This is a genomic window from Ochrobactrum sp. PL_is501 (genome assembly GCF_055816895.1).
On sequence record NZ_JBVPGR010000033.1, the window covers coordinates 296,492 to 316,259 of the forward strand.

General features: G+C 60.5%; 13 protein-coding genes. 7 read left to right on the forward strand and 6 right to left on the reverse strand.

Going from position 1 to position 19,768, the window contains the following annotated elements:
• The first annotated feature begins 106 nt into the window (after nt 1–106).
• From ahcY to trxA, 7 genes are all read left to right on the forward strand, one after another.
• Complete coding sequence (gene ahcY, locus AC0TOF_RS09835) at nt 107–1,507, forward strand: adenosylhomocysteinase (RefSeq protein ID WP_122002834.1); 1,401 nt, start codon at nt 107–109, stop codon at nt 1,505–1,507.
• A 457-nt stretch (nt 1,508–1,964) separates the two neighbouring features.
• Nucleotides 1,965–4,418, forward strand: coding sequence for a sensor histidine kinase (locus AC0TOF_RS09840; protein WP_473768117.1), 2,454 nt, complete (start codon nt 1,965–1,967; stop codon nt 4,416–4,418).
• Nucleotides 4,419–4,432: 14 nt separating this feature from the next.
• A complete protein-coding gene (gene tsaE / locus AC0TOF_RS09845) occupies nt 4,433–5,962 on the forward strand; it encodes a tRNA (adenosine(37)-N6)-threonylcarbamoyltransferase complex ATPase subunit type 1 TsaE (RefSeq protein WP_473768085.1) in 1,530 nt (509 codons plus the stop codon).
• Entirely contained in the window at nt 5,959–6,678 is a 720-nt protein-coding gene (locus AC0TOF_RS09850) for a nucleotidyltransferase family protein (protein WP_473768086.1), read from the forward strand. Before tsaE ends, AC0TOF_RS09850 begins: the two co-directional genes overlap by 4 nt.
• Nucleotides 6,679–6,691: 13 nt before the next feature.
• Nucleotides 6,692–9,838 (forward strand): double-strand break repair protein AddB, encoded by a 3,147-nt coding sequence (addB, locus tag AC0TOF_RS09855; RefSeq protein WP_473768087.1) that lies wholly within the window; start codon nt 6,692–6,694, stop codon nt 9,836–9,838.
• A complete protein-coding gene (addA, locus tag AC0TOF_RS09860) occupies nt 9,835–13,377 on the forward strand; it encodes a double-strand break repair helicase AddA (protein WP_473768088.1) in 3,543 nt (1,180 codons plus the stop codon). The genes addB and addA overlap by 4 nt, the downstream gene beginning before the upstream one ends.
• 78 nt (nt 13,378–13,455) lie before the next feature.
• Entirely contained in the window at nt 13,456–13,779 is a 324-nt protein-coding gene (trxA, locus tag AC0TOF_RS09865) for a thioredoxin (protein WP_006473274.1), read from the forward strand.
• Between the two features lie 402 nt (nt 13,780–14,181).
• On the opposite strand, the gene AC0TOF_RS09870 is transcribed toward trxA, so the two are convergent.
• From AC0TOF_RS09870 to AC0TOF_RS09895, 6 genes are all read right to left on the reverse strand, one after another.
• Complete coding sequence (locus AC0TOF_RS09870; protein ID WP_473768118.1) at nt 14,182–15,474, reverse strand: bifunctional folylpolyglutamate synthase/dihydrofolate synthase; 1,293 nt, start codon at nt 15,472–15,474, stop codon at nt 14,182–14,184.
• 38 nt (nt 15,475–15,512) lie between these two features.
• Nucleotides 15,513–16,418 carry an acetyl-CoA carboxylase, carboxyltransferase subunit beta gene (gene accD, locus AC0TOF_RS09875; RefSeq protein WP_122002842.1) on the reverse strand — a complete coding sequence of 302 codons (906 nt, stop codon included), beginning with the start codon at nt 16,416–16,418 and terminating at the stop codon, nt 15,513–15,515.
• Between the two features lie 118 nt (nt 16,419–16,536).
• On the reverse strand, nt 16,537–17,376 hold the full coding sequence (trpA, locus tag AC0TOF_RS09880; protein ID WP_473768089.1) for a tryptophan synthase subunit alpha: 840 nt from the start codon (nt 17,374–17,376) through the stop codon (nt 16,537–16,539).
• Complete coding sequence (locus tag AC0TOF_RS09885; protein ID WP_121981238.1) at nt 17,373–17,843, reverse strand: hypothetical protein; 471 nt, start codon at nt 17,841–17,843, stop codon at nt 17,373–17,375. Before AC0TOF_RS09885 ends, trpA begins: the two co-directional genes overlap by 4 nt.
• A 1-nt stretch (nt 17,844) precedes the next feature.
• Complete coding sequence (gene trpB / locus AC0TOF_RS09890) at nt 17,845–19,065, reverse strand: tryptophan synthase subunit beta (protein WP_473768090.1); 1,221 nt, start codon at nt 19,063–19,065, stop codon at nt 17,845–17,847.
• Nucleotides 19,062–19,736: a phosphoribosylanthranilate isomerase gene (locus AC0TOF_RS09895; RefSeq protein WP_473768091.1), complete on the reverse strand. Its 675-nt coding sequence runs from the start codon at nt 19,734–19,736 to the stop codon at nt 19,062–19,064. Before AC0TOF_RS09895 ends, trpB begins: the two co-directional genes overlap by 4 nt.
• Nucleotides 19,737–19,768: the final 32 nt, after the last annotated feature.

Here is a 19,768-nt window from a genome sequence, read left to right on the forward strand (position 1 = left end):
CAGCCGGGGCGCTTTCCCGCATGGAAAGCCGCTCCATACTGGAACGCAATTCCGGCCGCAGACTGCTTTTTCGTCGCGCTGGGACTGCCTTTGACTGGAGCACGCGATGACCGCAAGCCAAGATTTTGTCGTCAAGGACCTTAGCCTGGCCGATTGGGGCCGCAAGGAACTCGATATCGCAGAAACCGAAATGCCCGGCCTGATGGCTGCCCGCGAGGAATTCGGCAAGTCGCAGCCGCTGAAGGGCGCGCGCATTTCCGGCTCGCTGCACATGACGATCCAGACCGCTGTTCTGATCGAAACGCTGCAGGCGCTCGGCGCGCAGGTCCGCTGGGCCTCCTGCAACATCTTCTCGACGCAGGATCATGCCGCCGCCGCGATTGCCGCAACCGGCACGCCGGTTTTCGCCATCAAGGGCGAAACGCTTGAAGAATACTGGACCTATACCGACAAGATCTTCCAGTGGCCGGACGGCGAACCGTCCAACATGATCCTCGACGATGGCGGCGATGCCACCATGTATATCCTCATCGGCGCGCGCGCCGAAGCGGGCGAGGACGTTCTTTCGAACCCCGGCTCGGAAGAAGAAGAAGTGCTTTTCGCGCAGATCAAGAAGCGCATGGCTGAAACGCCGGGCTTCTTCACGCGTCAGCGCGACGCCATCAAGGGCGTGACGGAGGAAACCACCACCGGCGTCAACCGTCTTTACCAGTTGCAGAAGAAGGGTCTCCTGCCCTTCCCGGCCATCAACGTCAATGACAGCGTCACCAAGTCGAAGTTCGACAACAAGTATGGCTGCAAGGAATCGCTTGTTGACGGCATTCGTCGCGGCACCGACGTCATGATGGCTGGCAAGGTTGCCGTCGTGTGCGGTTATGGCGATGTGGGCAAGGGTTCCGCCCAGTCGCTCGCCGGCGCCGGCGCTCGCGTCAAGGTGACCGAAGTCGATCCGATCTGCGCGCTTCAGGCCGCGATGGACGGCTTCGAGGTCGTGACGCTGGACGACGCCGCTTCGACCGCCGACATTATCGTGACCACGACCGGCAACAAGGACGTGATCACCATCGACCATATGCGCAAGTTCAAGGATATGGCGATCGTCGGCAATATCGGCCACTTCGACAATGAAATTCAGGTGGCTGCACTTCGCAACCTGAAATGGACCAATGTGAAGCCGCAGGTCGACCTTGTCGAGTTCCCGGACGGCAAGCGCATCATCCTGCTTTCCGAAGGCCGCCTGCTCAATCTGGGCAACGCAACGGGCCATCCGAGCTTCGTCATGTCGGCCTCGTTCACCAATCAGGTTCTGGGCCAGATCGAGCTGTTTACCCGCACCGACGCCTACAAGAATGAGGTCTATGTGCTGCCGAAGCATCTCGACGAGAAGGTCGCGCGCCTGCATCTCGACAAGCTTGGCGCCAAGCTGACTGTGCTTTCTGAGGAACAGGCCGCCTATATCGGCGTCACTCCACAGGGGCCGTTCAAGTCGGAACACTACAGGTATTAACCATACATTAAGCATTGCACTACATGTTGAGGCCGGACGGTTGACAAGCCGTCCGGTCTTTCTTTTTGCGTGCAAGATGCTTCACGTGGATTCGCCGGAAGGGTATTGTGTAGGCGAATCAAGGTGTTTGAGCGGGTGTTTGCGTTGCGCGTTTTTTGCCGTTGTGGCGGGAAGCGAGAGGACGATTCATCCCCTGAATACCTGAAAACGCGTTGACTATCGTGCACTGTGGCGGCGTGCGTATGGTCAGGCTTTGATGTGTATTGAAGTGTTTTAATACGGCCAGTCTGCCCTCGGGCGGGTTTCATGGCCGGGTGGCGGAGAAAAGGACAACATGCCAGAGTTCGGCGCAACGGGGATTTTGCGGAATGTTTCCGCAATCGTTACTGGCAGGCAATGGCGTCCTGCCGCCCATGTTGCAAAGCCGCATGCCTGGCTCTCCCTGAAAAAAGCCGTGATGAAGGCTTCCGTTTCCCTTGCAACGCTTTTCGCTGCCATGCCTGCTTTTGCGCAAGGCGCGGAATCGGCGCGCATTGCCCTCCCCTTTGGCGGCGGCAGCGTCGGCGCTTTCGAGGTCATCCAGTTTTCCATGTTCCTCGGCGTGATGGGCGCGGCGCTTCTTTCTGCTGGCTGGCTGATCCGCGAACGGTCGCGTGTTGCGGCGGAAAACAAGGAACTTCGCTCCAAATTCGCCGACCTCAATCTGGTCGCGCAGCGCAATGAGGCCCTGCTCAACCTCAAGGATCAGCGCATCGTGGTCTGGGATGGCCACAGCACGCGCGCCGAGGTTGTCGGGTTGCTGCCGGACGAAAGTGCGGCGCCGCAGGATCGTTCGGCATTTCTGGCCTTTGGCCGCTGGCTGCGCCCGCAATCGGTCGTGGCGCTTGAACGTGCCATTGCGATGCTGCGCGAACAGGCGCGGTCTTTCGATCTCACGGTTGAAACCGTCAACGGCACCCTGCTCGACGTGCGGGGGCGCACATCAGGCGGCTTTGCGGTGGCGCGTTTCCTGAGCCTCCAGGGCGTCCAGGCGGAACGCGCGGCACTACAGGCGCAGAACCGCGAATTTTCCGAGCGTATCGAGCTCTTCCGCCGTCTTCTCGACCGGATCGACCAGCCGGTCTGGGCACGCGATGCCGGCGGTCGCGTCGAATGGGTCAATGCGGCCTATGCGCGAGCGGTCGATATGGCCGACGCAAGCCAGGTGATTTCCGAAGGGCGTGAGCTGTTCGGCGCGCAGGCGCGTCAGCGTCTGGAGCGTGACCGTTTTGCCGAACCTGTCCTGCAGGAACAATTGACCGCTGTCGTGCATGGTGATCGCCGCCTTTTCAACGTGACCGATGTGAGCGCGGAAACGGGTTCTGTCGGCCTCGGCTTCGACCTGACCGAAGTGCAGGCCGTGCGCGAAGAGCTGAACCGCACGCTGAAGAGCCACGCCGAAACGCTGGACCAGCTTTCGACGGCAGTGGCGATTTTCGATCCCGAAATGAAGCTGCAATTCTTCAATCAGGCTTTTGCCAAGCTCTGGTCGCTCGATACGGCCTGGCTGGAATCGCAGCCGAGCAACACGCTTATCCTCGACCGCCTGCGTTCGGAAGGCAAGCTGCCCGAACAGCCGGAATGGCGCAAGTGGAAGGATTCCGTCCTTTCCGCCTATCGCGCTGTCGAGCCGCAGGAACATATGTGGCACCTGCCGGATACCCGGACCATGCGCGTCGTCGCCAATCCGCATCCGCAAGGCGGCGTCACCTGGTTCTTCGAGAACATGACCGAAAAGTTCGAGCTCGAAGGCCGTTATAACACGCTCATCAAGGTGCAGGGCGAAACGCTCGACCATCTGGCGGAAGCCGTGGCGGTGTTTGGCTCCGATGGCCGTATCCGGCTTTCCAACCCATCCTTTGCCGATCTGTGGGCGCTGCCGATGCCGCTCATCGTCGAAGGCACGCATATCTCGTCGATTGCCAGGATATGCAGCGAGCGCGGCGGCAATGGCTTGTGGGATGATTTCGTCTCCACCGTCACCGGCTTCCTCGACAAGCGCGACGGTCGCATGGGGCAGGTGGAGCTGGATGATGGCACCATTCTTTCCTTTGCCGTGGTTCCGCTGCCGAAGGGCCAGACCATGCTGACCTTCATCGACGTCACCGACACGGTGCGCGTCGAGCGGGCGCTGAAGGAAAAGAACGAGGCGCTGGAACTGGCCGACCAGATCAAGAACGATTTCGTCCAGCATGTTTCCTACGAATTGCGTTCGCCGCTCACCAACATCATCGGCTTTACCGAACTGTTGCAGACCCCGGCTTTCGGGTCGCTCAACGAACGCCAGATCGAATATCTCGACCATATCAGCACCTCGTCATCGGTTCTGCTGACCATCGTCAACGACATTCTGGATCTTGCCACCGTCGATGCGGGCATTATGGAGCTGGAAGTCGGCGACGTTTCCGTCGTGGAGGCGATTTCGGCTGCCGCCTCGCGCGTCAGCGAGCGGATGCGCGACCACGATATCGGTCTCGATGTCGACATTGCCGACGATGTGGATGTGTTCAAGGCCGACGCCAACCGCGTCCGTCAGGTGCTTTTCAACCTCCTGTCCAACGCCACAAATTATGCGCCGGAAGGCTCTAGCATCCGGCTGCAAGTGGCGCGTGAAGGATCGGAAATCGTCTTCGCGGTCCACGATGACGGTCCGGGCATGCCGGGCGAGGTCCTGGATACGGTTTTCAAGCGCTTCCAGTCCTATCCGAACGGCGGCCGCCGCCGCGGCGCCGGGCTTGGACTTGCCATCGTCAAGAGCTTTGTCGAACTGCACGGCGGATCGGTCGATATCGATACAGGTTCCGGTCGCGGAACAACGGTAATTTGCCGCTTTCCATCGGAAACACGCAGCTTCCGCATCGCCGCCGAATAAGATAAAGGGTGCCCATGAGCGCCTCACAATCCAGCATCACCTATTTCTTGCCCGACGAAACCGCAACGCAGCGATTTGGTGAAGATTTCGCCCTCGCGCTTCAAAAGGGCGATCTTGTCACGCTTTCCGGCGATCTGGGGGCGGGAAAATCCTCGCTTGCCCGCGCCATCATCCGGGCAATCGCTGACGACGAGGGACTGGACGTTCCAAGCCCCACTTTCACGCTGGTGCAAAGCTACGAGGCCTTGCGGATTCCCGTCGCTCATACCGACCTTTACCGTATTTCGCACGGCGAAGAACTGGATGAACTGGGACTGCCGGAATTTATGGAGGATGGCGTGGTTTTGGCCGAATGGCCGGAACAGGGCGAGGGTTTTTTGCCGGAACCGTCTTTTGCCGTCACGCTGAGCCATGAAGGGGCAGGGCGGCGCATTGCCGTGTCGGGGCCTGCAGCTGCCATCAGCCGTCTGGAACGTTCGCGGGCCATTCGCGCCTTTCTGGACAGCCACGGCCGTTCCAATGCAACGCGGCGCTATTTGCAGGGCGATGCGTCCCCACGCAAGTACGAGACGATCTCCACATCTGCCCATGGTGTCGAAATTCTGATGAATGCGCCGCAGATGCCCTATGATCCGCCGCTGCGCGACGGCAAATCCTATCGGCAGACTGCGCATCTGGCGGAAAACATTTTTGCCTTTGCTGCCGTTGACGGGCTTCTTGCAAGGCAGGGCTTTCGTGTGCCGCAAATGCGTGCCGCCGATCTTGATGCCGGTTTTCTCATTCTCGAAAATCTTGGAACCGAGGGCGTGCGTGCGACGTCCGGTGAACCTGTCGCGGAACGTTATGAAGCCGCCGGGCGTTTTCTGGCGCATCTGCACGGCGTCACCTGGCCGGATCACGCGCCGGTGCCTGGCTATCCTGACCACATCATCGCCGGTTTTGACCGCGATGCGATGATGATCGAGGTCAGCCTGATCGGCCAGTGGTATGCGCCGCGCATGATGGGCAGGCAGCTCACAGACGCAGAAAAGCAAGGCTTCGAGACAGCGTGGGATCGCGTGATCGCCGAGATTGCCGATGTCGAGAAGAGCCTGCTCCTGCGCGATTATCACTCGCCCAACCTGTTCTGGTTCCCGGAGGCGCAAGGCGGGGACAGGATCGGCGTCATCGATTTTCAGGATGCGATGATTGGGCCAGCAGCCTATGACGTGGCCTCGCTGGCGCTCGATGCGCGCGTGACGATTTCGCCGGAGCTGGAGCAGGCCGTGGTCGCAGCCTATTGCGACGAGCGCCGGGCGCTCGGACATGTCTTCGATGAGGCTTCGTTCCGCAAGGCCTATGCGGCCATGGGCGCACAGCGCAATGCCAAGCTGCTTGGTCTTTTCGTGCGGCTCGACGAGCGCGATGGTAAGCCGGCTTATCTTGAGCATCTGCCGCGCATTCACGACTATCTCGGACGCGTGCTTAAAGATCCGGTCATGGCGCCTGTGGCTGCATGGTTTGAGCAATTGGGGTTGATGCAGCAGGAAGAGGCCGCGCAATGAAAATGCCTGAACTGGTAATGGTTCTTGCTGCCGGTCTTGGCAAGCGCATGCGCCCCATCACCGAAACCATTCCAAAGCCGCTGGTCGAGGTGGCGGGCAAGCCCCTGATCGACTGGGGTCTCGATGCGGCGGCACGCGCCGGTATCCGCACCGCAGTCGTCAATGTGCATTATCTGGCCGACCAGCTTGAAGAGCATCTTCGGGACCGTAACGATCTGGAGATTGTGATCTCGGATGAACGCGACATGCTGCTCGATTCCGCTGGCGGCATTGTGAAGGCTCTGCCCGTGCTCGGAACCGAGCCGTTTTTCATATTGAATGCCGATACATTCTGGGTCGGCGATGAGATGACCCCCAACCTTACGGCGCTGGCTGAGGTCTGGGATGCGGAGCGGATGGATATTCTCCTGATGACGGCGCGTCTCGATCAGGAAACCGGCTATGAAGGCAAGGGCGATTTCGTTGCCGACGAGAAGGGACATCTGCGTCGTGCGCGTGATGTCTCCGGCGAGCCGGTGATCTATGCCGGTGCGGGAATCATCCATCCCCGCATCTTCGATGGCGCGGAGCCGGTCGTGTCCTCGCTCAACCGTTATTTCGACGAGGCGATTGCGGCGGGTCGCCTTTATGGTATGCCAATGACCGGGCACTGGCTGACCGTCGGCACGCCGGACGCCATCGGCGAGGCGGAGGCCGCACTTACCGCATTTGCATAAGGAGGTAGAGCGCATGAGCGCACGCAGACCCAGAGATGGGAAACAGCGCCTGTTTTCAATTCCTCCCGGCACATCGTTTTTGCCAGCCTTTGCCAATGCCCTTCTGGAAGGGCGGCTGGTCGAAGGTTTTCCCGGCAATCCTTCCGATCCGCTGGCATTGGCCAATGCAACCATCTACGTGCCGACGCGCCGTGCGGCGCGTGCGCTAAGATCGATTTTAGTAGATAAGAATCTGGCTAGAAGCGCTATATTGCCGACGATAAAACCGCTCGGCGATGTGGATGAGGACGCCGCTTTTTTCAATGCCGGTTCGTCGGGCGTGTTCGACATCAATCCGCCTATCGGCACGGCGGAGCGGCTTCTGCTTCTGGCGCGATTGATCCGTCCGTGGCGGGAATCGCTGCCCTCCCATGTGCGTGCTTTGTTTGGCGTTGACGACGTTTCCGTTCCGGCAACCACTGCCGATGCGATCTGGCTTGCCCGCGATCTGGCGGGGTTGATGGATCAGGTCGAAACCGACGGAGCTGCATGGAGCGAGCTTGCGAGCATTGCCCCGGAAGACCTCGCCGACTGGTGGCAGGTCACGCTCGGCTTTCTCAATATCGTCACCAATCTGTGGCCGGATATTCTGGCGGAGCGCAAGCTCTCAAACCCCGCAGCGCATCGCAACGATCTCATATGGAGTGAGGTAAAGCGGCTGCGCACCCATCCGCCCGCCGGTCCGGTTATCGTGGCTGGTTCCACGGGTTCCATACCGGCGACTGCGGAACTGATTTCCGCCATTGCGGACTTGCCCAATGGCGCGGTAGTGCTGCCGGGGCTGGACCGCGATCTCGACGATGCCGCCTGGCAGCTGCTGGCATCGGCGACCGACAATCCGTCCACCTTCGGTCATCCGCAATTCGGTTTGCGCAAGCTTCTCGATGCAATGCAGACCTTGCGCGAGGATGTGGAACATCTGGACGATATGCCAGCTTCCAAACGCCTGCGCGAGCGGGTAGTGAGCGAAGCGCTTCGCCCGGCGGAAACGACCGATGCGTGGGGCAAGCTCGCTATAGAGGCTGATAGCCTGCACGCCGCCGCGCAGACGATCGACCTGATTGAAGCCGCCAACGAACGCGAAGAGGCGCTCGCCGTCGCGCTTGCCTTGCGTGATGCGATCAATGAGGAAGGCAAGACGGCGGCGCTCGTCACCGCCGACCGCAATCTGGCCAGGCGCGTGGTGGGTGAACTTGCCCGTTTCGGCATCGATGCCGACGATTCGGGCGGGCGGCATCTCCGCGATGTCGAAACCACGACATTGCTGCGGCTGCTGGTGGAAACGGTCTTCGATCCGGGCGATCCGGTTGCCTTGCTGGCGCTGGTCAAGCATCCGCTGCTGCGGCTGGAGGCCCCCCGTATCGAACGCCGCCTTGCTGCTGAAACGCTCGAACTCATCGCCTTTCGCGGCGGCACGGGCCGCGCTTCCGTGCTTGATCTTCCGGCATTTTTCGACCGGCGGCTGGAGGAGAGCGCCAGCCAGCCGTGGCAACCGGCATGGCATGACACCGTTACGCCGGATATGATCGCGGCTGCGCGAAATCTTTGCGAAAGCCTGTCGAATGCCGTGGCGCCGCTCGCACCTTTCGTCCTCGCTGGCCGCAGGACCGAGATCGGCGAAATCGCGCGCGCCACGGTCGAGGCGCTGGAAAATCTGGCACGCAACGAAAAGGCCAGCGTCGCGCCTTTTTATTCCGGCGAACGCGGAGAACAGCTCGCCGCCTTTTTGCGCGGTCTGGTCTCGAGTGAAGCCGGGCTTGATTTTGAAGCTTCCGAATGGCCAGCCGTGCTGGATGCCTTGATGGCGGGTGAGACGGTCAAGCCGCATCCGGGCGGTCATCCGCGCCTCTTCATCTGGGGTGCGCTGGAAGCGCGCCTGCAAACCATGGATACGGTGGTGATTGGCGGTCTCAATGAGGGAAGCTGGCCTGCCCGCACCCGCAACGATCCGTTCATGTCGCGCCCGATGAAGTCGATGATCGCGCTCGATCCGCCCGAACGGCGCACCGGCCTTGCCGCCCACGACTTCCAGATGGCGCTGGGCATGGATCATGTCGTGCTGACGCGCTCGCAGCGTTCCGACAATGCGCCGACGGTTGCCTCGCGCTGGCTGCAGCGGCTCGAAACGGTGCTGGGCGCTGATGTGGCCGCACAAATGCGCAGGCGCGGGGCGCGTTTCATCCAGTGGTCACGGGAAATCGATCAGGCACCTGACGTGCCTTTCGTCAAGCGCCCGGAGCCAGCCCCGCCTGTCGCTGCCCGTCCGAAGCATTTTTCGGTGACGGAAATCGAAACGCTGCGCCGCGATCCCTATGCGATCTTTGCGAAGAAGATACTGAAACTGCGGCCACTTGAGCCTTTGATCCGTGATCCGGCGGCAGCAGAACGTGGCACATTGTTCCACGATATTCTGGGTCATTTCACGCAAGAGGCGATCGATCCGCTGGCACCCGATGCCGCCGAACGCCTGATGGAGCTTGGCCGCATTCTTTTTGCCGATATGGATCTGCCGACCGAAATCGAGGCCGTGTGGTGGCCGCGCTTCACGGCGCTCATTCCGCAGTTTCTGGCCTGGGAGCGCGAGCGCGCCTATAATGTCCAGACCCGCTTTGCCGAGATTTCCTCCGACAAGCGTGAGGTTGAAGGACTTGGCGTCACGCTTTCCGGCCGTGCCGACCGCATCGACCTGATGCGCGACGGGACAGCCGAAATCATCGATTACAAGACCGGTTCGACGCCATCGCCCAAACAGGCGCATGCGCTGCTGTCGCCACAGCTGGCGCTGGAAGCCGCACTTCTGGTGCGCGGTGCGTTTCGTGAACTGGGGTCGGTCCGCGCTTCGGACCTCACCTATGTCCGTCTCAAGGCAGGCGGCGAGGTAAAGCCGGAATCCATCCTCAAGATCGGACGACCGCCATCGGAAAAAACCGCCCCGGCGCTTGGCGAGGAATCCTGGCAGCGGCTGGCGCAACTGCTGGCCGAATATCAGAAGCCGGAAAAAGGCTATCTTTCCCGTGCATTGCCGTTCCGCGAGACGGACCTGACAGGCGATTACGATCATCTGGCGCGGGTGCTGGAATGGTCTGCCGGTGGCGACGCGGGCGGGGAGGGCGACGCATGAAGAAGAAGCTCCATATTCCGCCGGAAACATTGTTTGCGCAGGGCAGGGCCGCCGATCCGTCAGCGTCCGTCTGGGTTTCCGCCAATGCGGGTTCCGGCAAGACGCATGTTCTGACTGAAAGGGTTATCCGCCTTCTGCTCGAAGGCACCGATCCATCCAAGATTCTCTGCCTCACCTACACCAAGGCGGCGGCGGCGGTGATGCAGAACCGCGTGTTCATGCGGCTTTCCGAATGGGCGGTCCTGCCCGATATCGAACTGGCCGAACGCCTGAAATCGCTGGAAGGGCGCAGGCCGGGCGATGCCCGTCTTGCCGCAGCGCGACGGCTGTTCGCGCGCGCGCTGGAAACGCCGGGCGGGCTCAAAATCCAGACCATCCATGCTTTCTGTGAAGCGATCCTGCACCAGTTCCCGCTTGAGGCGAACATTGCCGGTCATTTCGAGATGATGGACGACTTGATGCAGGCGGCACTTGTCGGTGAAGCACGTCGCCAGTTGCTGGAGACCGCGCATGGCGGCGGTGACATGGAGCTCGCCGCTGCCTTTGCCGATGTCCTGCAAGCAGCGGGCGAGATGGGCCTGCAATCGCTGCTCGATGAAGCGGTAAGCAGGCGCAATGGCTTGCAGACCTATATCGCCGAACTGGGCGTAGCGGCCCATCGAAGCGAAGCCCTGCATCGCGCTTTCCGCTTCGACCCGCAAACCAGCGAAGACGATCTTGTTGCCGATCTCTGGCCGATACCGGAATTTTCCGATGATGCGCTTGATCTCATCATGTCGATCCAGAAAGGGGCGTCGCGCGCGCAGGATTTTGCGCTGCAACTCCGGCGTTTCGACAAGGTGACGAGCCAGCGCGACCGCGAAGCCGTGTTGCGCGCCGCCTTCCTGAAAAGTACCGGCGAGCCCAAATCCGGCTCCTATGTCTGCTCGGCAGCGGTGAAAAAGCTTCTGCCGGATTTCGAGGAGGATTTCGACACGGCGGCGGCGCGTGTCGAACAGGGGCTCGACCGGCTGAAGGAGTTGCGCCTTGTGCGGCTCAATCTGGCTGCGCTCACGCTGATCGACAATCTCCTGCAACGCTATCACGACCTGAAGCGTCAGCGCGGCCTGCTCGATTTCGAAGACCTCATCACTCGAACCGTGGCGCTACTTGCCCGCAACGGGGCAGGGCAGTGGGTGCAGTACAAGCTCGATCGCGGCATCGACCATATTCTGGTCGACGAGGCGCAGGATACCAGCCCCGACCAGTGGCAGGTGATCCGCATGCTGTCGGAAGAGTTTTTCTCCGGCCTCGGCCAGCGCAATATCAGCCGCACGCTCTTTGCCGTCGGTGACGAAAAACAATCGATCTATTCGTTCCAGGGCGCGGTGCCGGAGGATTTTGCGGCGCAGGGGCGTTCCGTCAGTCTGCGGGCGGAAGATGCGGAGCTGAAATTCGAGCGCGTCAGCCTCAATTTCTCGTTCCGCTCCGCGCCCGATGTTTTGCAGGCGGTGGACGAGGTTTTTGCGAGGCCAGAAGCCAATCGCGGCCTTGCGGGCGCAACGGTGCATGAGGCCATTCGTTCCGACGCGCCGGGCGAGGTGGAAATCTGGGATATGCTGACGCCGGAAGTGGTAGAGGAACCTGACGACTGGCGTGAGCCGGTCGATCATCTGGCCGCCCCCGCCGTCCGGCTGGCGGATCAGATAGCCGCCACCATTCGCCACTGGCTGGATAGCGGCGAAGCTATTCCGGGCCAGAACCGGCGGATCATGCCGCGTGACATCATGGTTCTGGTGCGAAAGCGCGACCAGTTCATGCCGGCCCTGTCGCGGGCGCTGAAAAACCTGTCCGTTCCGGTGGCAGGCGCCGACCGCCTGCGGCTCACCAGCCATATTGCCATTCAGGACCTGATGGCGCTCGGGCGTTTCGTGTTGCAGCCTTCGGATGATCTTTCGCTGGCATCGGTCCTGAAAAGTCCGCTGTTCGGCTGGGATGACGACCAGCTTTTCGATCTTGCCCATCCGCGAGGTTCAAGCCTCACATTGTTCGAGCGGCTTTATCAGGTCTCGCGTGGCGATGCCGCGCTGGCCGAAGTGCACAAGACCTTGAGCCGCTGGCGCAATATGGCTGACACCATGCCGGTGTTCGAATTCTATGCACGCATATTGAGTGCGGATGGTGCGCGGCGAAAACTTCTGGCCCGGTTGGGGCCGGAGGCTGGCGACATTATCGATGAATTCCAGAATTATGCGCTTTCTGCCGAGCGCGCCGGTCTGCCGGGCTTGCAGGCCTTCCTTGAAACGCTGGAAGCGGCATCGCCGGAAATCAAGCGCGAACTCGATCAGGGGCGCAATGAAGTGCGCATCATGACCGTCCATGCCGCCAAGGGGCTGGAAGGAGCGGTGGTGTTTCTGGTCGATCCGGGAAGCGCTGTCTGGACCGGCAGTCGTGCGCCAAAGCTCATTCCGTTTGATTTTTCGAACGGTGATCCGCCGGTGAAAGGCTATCTCTGGCAACCCAATGCCGGATACCAGACTGGCTTCACAGCCGCTCAGATCGACAAGCTGAAGACGCGGGCCGAGGAAGAATATCGCCGCCTGCTCTATGTCGGCATGACGCGGGCCGAAGATCGGCTCATCATCTGCGGCTATCGCGGCACGCGTGAAAGCGGAGAGACATGGCATCGCCTAGTCGAAGATGCGCTGGCCATCAAGGCCGAGACATTCGTGCATCCCGTGCTGAAAGTTGCCGCACGGCGTTATCGCAATACGCCGCGCGGAATGGTCGAGATTGCCGATCAGGATAGAGCCGAAGAGCATAAACTGCCGTCACTGCCGCTCGACTATCTGCGCCCGATAAAGCCGGAAACCGGATTGCCGCGTCCGCTGGCGCCGTCGGGCGCGTCTGCGCTGATCGAAGCGGATGAGGAACCGCCGCTCGACGTGATTTCGCCAGTTCTGGGGCCCGGCGGCGGAACGCCCGCCTTTGCGCTGCGACGCGGCACGGCAATCCACATGCTGCTGCAATATCTGCCCGATGTGCCGCAGGCTGACCGTGCAACGCTTGCGCATGACTATCTTGACCGGATCGCCGCCGATTGGCCGGAAACCGAGCGCCGGATGGCATGGCAAAGTGTGCGGACCATTCTGGATGATCCGACCTATGCGCCTGTCTTTGCCGAAGGCTCACGCGGGGAGGTGGCCATCATGGGCACGATCGAGCTGGGCGGGCGCGATCACGCGGTGTCAGGCCAGATCGACCGTATCAGCGTTGGCGAGGACCGTGTGCTGATCGTGGACTACAAGACCAATCGACCACCGCCGAAAACCATCGAAGCGGTTCCTTTCGCCTATCGGGCGCAGCTTGCGCTCTACCGGGAATTGTTGGCGCCGCTCTATCCGGGGCGGATTGTCGAAACGGCGCTTCTGTTCACCGAAGGCCCGTTTTTGATGCCGTTGCCGGATGCGATTCTGGACGAGGCGTTGCAGTCCCTGAAAGACTCTCAAGTAAAGGTGACGAACCAGAACTTGACGGATGGCAGCAGACACGCCACATGATATAGCGAATAAAGAGCGGAATGCGTTGTGAGTCTGAAAAGATGTCTGCCGTTCTTGGAGAGAAAAGAGGATAGCCCTATGGCAACCGTTAAGGTCGATAACAGCAATTTTCAGTCGGACGTTCTTCAGTCGAGCGAGCCTGTCGTGGTGGATTTCTGGGCTGAATGGTGCGGTCCCTGCAAGATGATCGCTCCGGCTCTGGACGAAATCGCGACCGAAATGGCCGGTCAGGTCAAGATCGCCAAGGTCAATATCGATGAGAATCCGGAACTGGCGGCGCAGTTCGGCGTGCGCTCGATCCCGACGCTTCTGATGTTCAAGGACGGCGAACTCGCCGCCAATATGGTCGGCGCTGCTCCCAAGAGCCGCCTTGCTGACTGGATCAAGGCTTCTGCTGCGTAATCAGCGCATCCAAGAAATGAAAAAACCCGGCCTTCGAGCCGGGTTTTTTGTTGGTGCGAGAAAGAGTTCGGACTTACTTCGACTTTTTCCGAGCGCGGGCTCGGTCGTCGTCGCTTGGATTGCATTCCTGATGCGTTCCCGGAATGTAGAATTTTCCGTCAGCGGCGGGGTTGGTGCCGCCGTCACATCCCGGCATTCCATTCCCTGCGCTTCCTCCATCGCCGCCATTACCGCCCGCTTGAGCGAAAGCGTGTGTCGTCGCCCCGCCAACGGCAACGAATAGAATTAAAAACACAAACGTCCTCATCTCGATTCCTCCCGTGGAGTGAGGCAGATTGCTCGTTATTCTATTACCGGAAGGCTCTGGCCGCATCTCCTACTTGTTGCCGGCAAACCAGCCAGTCAAACAGGCGGGGTTCCGTTGTCTCGCAGGACTTCGCCCGCGAGATAAAGCGATCCGCCAATCAGGATGCGCGGCGGCGCTTCATCCGAAGGCCATGTGTCGCGCAAAAGTTTCAACGCATTGGCAACCGAATGCACGGGCTCTGCCGAAAGATTGGCCTTCTGCGCGGAAACCGCCAGTTCATCATTGGGGATGCCCGCATCGCTGGACGGGATGGGCACGGTGAAAACATGCCGCGCCATGCCGGAAAAGGCTTCGAAATAGCCGACCGGGTCCTTGGTGTTGATCATGCCGGTGATGAGGAACAGCGGGCGTGCATTGCGCTCTTCAAGGTCGCCGAAGGCTTCCGCGATCACGGCGCCCGCACCCGGATTATGACCGCCATCAAGCCAGATTTCGGATGCTGCAGGGGCCATATCCACGAGCGCGCCATGGGTCAGCCGCTGCATGCGGGCAGGCCAGTCCACCACCATCAGCGCCTTTTCGACTGCCTTGTCGGTCAGGCTGAAACCGGCCATCTGCACGGCCTCGATTGCGGCTGCGGCATTGGAAATCTGATGGCGTCCGGGCAGGCGCGGCAGAGGCAGGTCGATCAGGCCATCCTCGTTCTGGAACACCATGCGGCCATGTTCCTCGAAGGCGAGAAAATCCTGTCCGTAGACCGAAACCGGACAGTCAAGCCGGTCTGCTGTCGAGACAAGCACTTCCCGCGCCGCATCGAAGGGCTGGAAGCCGACGACGACCGGGCATTCCTTCTTGATGATGCCGGCCTTTTCGGCGGCAATAAGCTCCACACGGTCACCGAGATAGGCCTGATGGTCGATGGAAACCGGCATGATGAGCGAGACAGCGGGATCGGTAATGACATTGGTGGCGTCGAAACGCCCGCCGAGGCCTACTTCCATGACGACGACATCCGCCGGATGCTCGGAAAAGAGCACGAAGGCCACAGCGGTCAGGATTTCGAAAACGGTGATGTGCTGCCCGCCATTGGCCGCTGCAACACGTTCTATGGCGTCGGCCAGAACATCATCGCTGACCAGCTTTCCGCCGCCGGGCGCCGCCAGACGATAGCGCTCGTGCCAGTGGACAAGGTGCGGCGAGGTGTGGACGTGAACGTCGAAGCCGCCTGCCTCCAGAAGCGCACGGCAGAAAGCGGTCGCCGATCCCTTGCCGTTGGTTCCGGCAATGTGGATGACCGGCGGCAGCTTCAGATGCGGATTGCCAAGCTTTTCCAGAAGACCGCGGATGCGGTCCAGGGAAAGATCAAAACCCTTTGGATGCAACTGCATAAGCCGCTCGATTGCGGCGGCGGCTTTTTCTGTCACGATCAGGCTGCCTTGCTGTTTGCTTCCGTCTTCTTGGCGTCCGGAGTATCGCTGTTGGCTGGCTGCTTGGTCATGATCTTGAGGAGGCGCGCAATCGTGCTCTTCAATTCAAGGCGAGAGACGACCATGTCGACCATGCCGTGTTCCATGAGATAATCGGCGCTCTGGAAGCCCTCGGGGAGCTTTTCGCGGATCGTCTGTTCGATGACGCGCGGTCCGGCAAAGCCGATCAGTGCGCCGGGTTCGGCGATGTGGATATCGCCCAGCATGGCATAGGAAGCCGTCACACCGCCGGTGGTCGGGTTGGTCAGGACGACGATATAGGGCAGGCCTGCCTCTTTCAGCATTTCCACGGCAACCGTGGTGCGCGGAAGCTGCATGAGCGACAGGATGCCTTCCTGCATGCGTGCGCCACCGGAGGCGGCGAACAGAACCATGGGACGCTTCAGCTCAATGGCCTTTTCAAAGCCCTGGATGATCGCTTCGCCGGCGCCCATGCCAAGCGAGCCGCCCATGAAGCCGAAATCCTGAACGGTGGCGACAATCGGCAGGCCTTCAATGGTGCCGATGCCGTTGACGATGGCGTCATCCATGCCGGTGCGGGTGCGGTAATCCTTGAGACGATCGATATATTTCTTCTCGTCGCGGAATTTCAGCGGATCGACCGGCACTTTCGGTGCTTCAAGCGTGGTGTATTCGCCATTGTCGAAGAAGAAGCGCAGGCGATCCTTTGCCTTGATGCGCATGTGATGGCCCGAGGAGGGGATCACAAACTGGTTGCTCTCAAGGTCCTTGTGAAACACCATTTCACCGGTCGACGGATCCTTGATCCAGAGGTTTTCCGGCATTTCACGACGCCCGAGCATCGAATTGATCTTCGGACGGACGTAGTTGGTGATCCAGTTCATGACGTTTGGTTCCGTTTCTTGTTCTTCGGCAAAGAGCTTGTCAGCCGCTTAGAGTCTTAGCGCGCATCTTGCCCAAAAACCGCTTCGCACTTTCTAGGATGCGCTTTAAATGGACGATTTATTGGGCGGCTTCAAGGCGTGTGGCGCGAACACTCTCTGCAAGAGCGTGGACAAGCCGGGTTGCGGCGGCGACAGGATCGCCCTTCGCCTTGCCGTTTTCGTCCAGTTCACCGGCAATCGCGTTGACAATCGCCGTGCCGACGACGACGCCATCCGCATGGGCGGCGATGGCTGCGGCGTGCTCCGGCGTCTTGACGCCGAAACCGACGCAGATCGGCAGATCGGTGCTCTTCTTGATGTGGCGCACGGCTTCGCCAACCTTTGCCGTATCGGCAATAGCCGAACCGGTAATGCCGTTCATCGAGACGTAATAGACGAAGCCCGATGAATTGTGCAGCACCTTTGGCAGGCGCTTGTCGTCGGTGGTCGGCGTGGTGAGGCGAATGAAATTGATGCCCGCCTTCATGGCCGGAATGCAAAGCTCGGCATCCATTTCGGAAGGAAGATCTACAACGATCAGCCCATCCACGCCGGAAGCCTTGGCATCAGCCAGAAAGCGCTCCACGCCATAGATATAGATCGGGTTGTAATAGCCCATCATCACGATCGGGGTCGTGTCGTCTTCCTTGCGGAATTCTGCCGCCATGCGCAGCGTCTTCGCCAGGGTCTGGCCGGCGTTGAGGGCGCGAAGGCCTGCCGCCTGAATAGCCGGACCATCCGCCATCGGATCGGAAAATGGCATGCCAAGCTCGATCACGTCCGCACCGGCCTTTGGCAGGGCTTTCATCACCTTGAGCGAGGTTTCGAGATCCGGATCGCCACCCATGAAATAGGTAACGAGCGCCGGACGGCCCTCGGCCTTCAGTTCAGCGAATTTGGTGTCGATGCGAGTAGTCATACCGTGCCCCGTGGCAAAGTGCGCGCCAGATAGTCGGCAACGGGCTTGCCCGCCATCGCCGTTTCCATCCATGCGCGCCGTTCAAAGTCTATGATTCCCAGTTCCCACACGCAGGCCATCAAGAGCGGCTGTGCGGGCATGAATTCCACCTCGTCGCCGAGTTCCGACTGCCAGAGGATTTCCGTGGCAATGCCGCCCTCAAGCCACCAGTGCAGGAGTAGCCACAGGCCATCCTCACCCTGATGCAGAATCGCGAAACCCACGCCCAGATGCGGCAGGGCGGCGAGCTTTTCAGCGGCGGTCTCGATCTGTCTGCGGGCGAGGCCGACAGCCGCCTCCGCGACAGGATTGGCCGGATCGGCTTCGATGATGTTGAGCTTGATCGTCGCCGGACCGCACGTCGTCAGGCCGTCGAACCATGCGGCGCGCGGCTTGTAGACGGAGATTTCGGCGACGTCGTTGCCCATGTCAAATGTCCATGCCGAGAAGTTTGCCGACCGTGTGGACATCCTTGTCGCCACGACCGGACAGATTGACGATCATGACCTGATCCTTGCCCATGGTCGGGGCCATTTTCACGGCCTGCGCGATGGCATGGGCGGATTCGAGGGCGGGGATGATGCCTTCGGTGCGGGTGCAAAGCTGGAATGCATCCAGCGCCTCATCATCGAGGATCGGCACATAGTCGACGCGCCCGCTGTCTTTCAGCCATGAATGTTCCGGCCCGACGCCGGGATAGTCGAGACCAGCAGAAACAGAGTGGCCTTCGAGAATCTGGCCGTCATCGTTCTGGAGGAGATAGGTGCGGTTGCCATGCAGCACGCCGGGACGGCCAGCGCTCATCGAGGCGCAATGTTCGTCACCGTCAAGACCGCGCCCGCCAGCTTCCACGCCGACGATCTTCACGGAGGCATCGTCGAGGAACGGATGGAACAGGCCGATGGCGTTGGAACCGCCGCCAACCGCTGCCACGATCACGTCCGGCAGGCGTCCTTCCTGTTCCAGAATCTGCTGGCGTGCCTCGTTACCGATCACCGACTGGAAATCGCGCACCAGTTCCGGATAGGGATGCGGGCCGGCAGCAGTGCCGATCAGGTAATAGGTGTCTTCGACATTCGTCACCCAGTCACGCAGGGCTTCGTTCATCGCGTCTTTCAGCGTGCCGTTGCCAGCAGTGACGGGCTTCACTTCGGCGCCGAGCAGCTTCATGCGGAACACGTTCGGCTTCTGGCGCTCGACATCGGTTGCGCCCATATAGACCACGCAGGGCAGGCCGAAACGCGCGGCAACGGTGGCAGATGCCACGCCATGCTGGCCAGCGCCGGTTTCGGCGATGATGCGGGTCTTGCCCATGCGCTTGGCCAGCAGAATCTGGCCAAGGCAATTATTGATCTTGTGACTGCCGGTGTGATTGAGGTCTTCGCGCTTGAAGTAAATCTTCGCGCCGCCCAGATGCTTGGTCAGGCCTTCGGCATAATAGAGCTTGGAAGGACGACCGGCATAGTAGGTGGAAAGCGCGTTCAGTTCCGCCTTGAACTCAGGATCGTTCTTCGCCGTTTCATAGGCTTCCTGCAATTCGAGGATCAGCGGCATCAGCGTTTCGGCAACAAAGCGTCCGCCGAAAATACCGAACATGCCCTCTTCATCGGGGCCTGTTTTGTAGGAATTGGGTTCAACCGGCTTGTTCAACGCTTTCGCTCCGTCATTTCAGGCTGTCTGCGGGCGTCAGTGACAGCCCGGAAAAAATTCTCGATGAGGCGCACATCCTTTTCGCCGGGCGCGCGCTCGACGCCGGACGATATATCGATACCGGGCGCCTGGGTCTTGTGCAGCGCCTCTGCGATATTGTCCGCATTCAATCCACCGGAAAGCATGTAATCGATATCCGCGTCAAGCGCAGCCAGAAGTTCCCAGTCGAATGACACGCCATTGCCGCCCGGAAGCTCCGATCCCTTCGGCGGCTTGGCATCGAATAGGAAACGGTCGGCTATGCCTTTATAGGCCGCAATCGGCGCTAGATCGCTGGCCTCGCGCACCGAAAAAGCCTTCATGACCGGCAAGCCATAACGCGCCTTGATGGAGGCCACGCGTTCCGGCGTCTCGTGGCCATGCAGCTGCAAAATGTCGGGCTTCACCGTTTTCACGATGTCGTCCAGCGTTTCATCGTCGGCATCGACTGTAACGGCAACCGCAAGCGCGCGTCCCTTGACCGCATCGCGCAGGCTTGCCGCTGTCTGCGGCGTTATATGGCGCGGGCTTTTGGGAAAGAAGATGAAACCGATATGCGTCGCCCCGCCGTCGAGGGCGGCGGCAACGGCCTCCGGCGTCTTCAACCCGCATATTTTGATATCAAGGACCATAGGTTTCCCGTCGCACAAATCAGGGCACTACT

What these genes read in the sequence shown, in the direction of transcription:
- trxA (WP_006473274.1), top strand. Translation starts at nt 13,456, where the DNA reads ATGGCAACCGTTAAGGTCGATAACAGCAATTTTCAGTCGGACGTTCTT.
- AC0TOF_RS09850 (WP_473768086.1), top strand. Translation starts at nt 5,959, where the DNA reads ATGAAAATGCCTGAACTGGTAATGGTTCTTGCTGCCGGTCTTGGCAAG.
- AC0TOF_RS09840 (WP_473768117.1), top strand. Translation starts at nt 1,965, where the DNA reads ATGAAGGCTTCCGTTTCCCTTGCAACGCTTTTCGCTGCCATGCCTGCT.
- AC0TOF_RS09895 (WP_473768091.1), bottom strand. Translation starts at nt 19,736, where the DNA reads ATGGTCCTTGATATCAAAATATGCGGGTTGAAGACGCCGGAGGCCGTT.
- accD (WP_122002842.1), bottom strand. Translation starts at nt 16,418, where the DNA reads ATGAACTGGATCACCAACTACGTCCGTCCGAAGATCAATTCGATGCTC.
- trpA (WP_473768089.1), bottom strand. Translation starts at nt 17,376, where the DNA reads ATGACTACTCGCATCGACACCAAATTCGCTGAACTGAAGGCCGAGGGC.
- AC0TOF_RS09870 (WP_473768118.1), bottom strand. Translation starts at nt 15,474, where the DNA reads ATGCAGTTGCATCCAAAGGGTTTTGATCTTTCCCTGGACCGCATCCGC.
- AC0TOF_RS09885 (WP_121981238.1), bottom strand. Translation starts at nt 17,843, where the DNA reads ATGGGCAACGACGTCGCCGAAATCTCCGTCTACAAGCCGCGCGCCGCA.
- tsaE (WP_473768085.1), top strand. Translation starts at nt 4,433, where the DNA reads ATGAGCGCCTCACAATCCAGCATCACCTATTTCTTGCCCGACGAAACC.
- ahcY (WP_122002834.1), top strand. Translation starts at nt 107, where the DNA reads ATGACCGCAAGCCAAGATTTTGTCGTCAAGGACCTTAGCCTGGCCGAT.
- addA (WP_473768088.1), top strand. Translation starts at nt 9,835, where the DNA reads ATGAAGAAGAAGCTCCATATTCCGCCGGAAACATTGTTTGCGCAGGGC.
- addB (WP_473768087.1), top strand. Translation starts at nt 6,692, where the DNA reads ATGAGCGCACGCAGACCCAGAGATGGGAAACAGCGCCTGTTTTCAATT.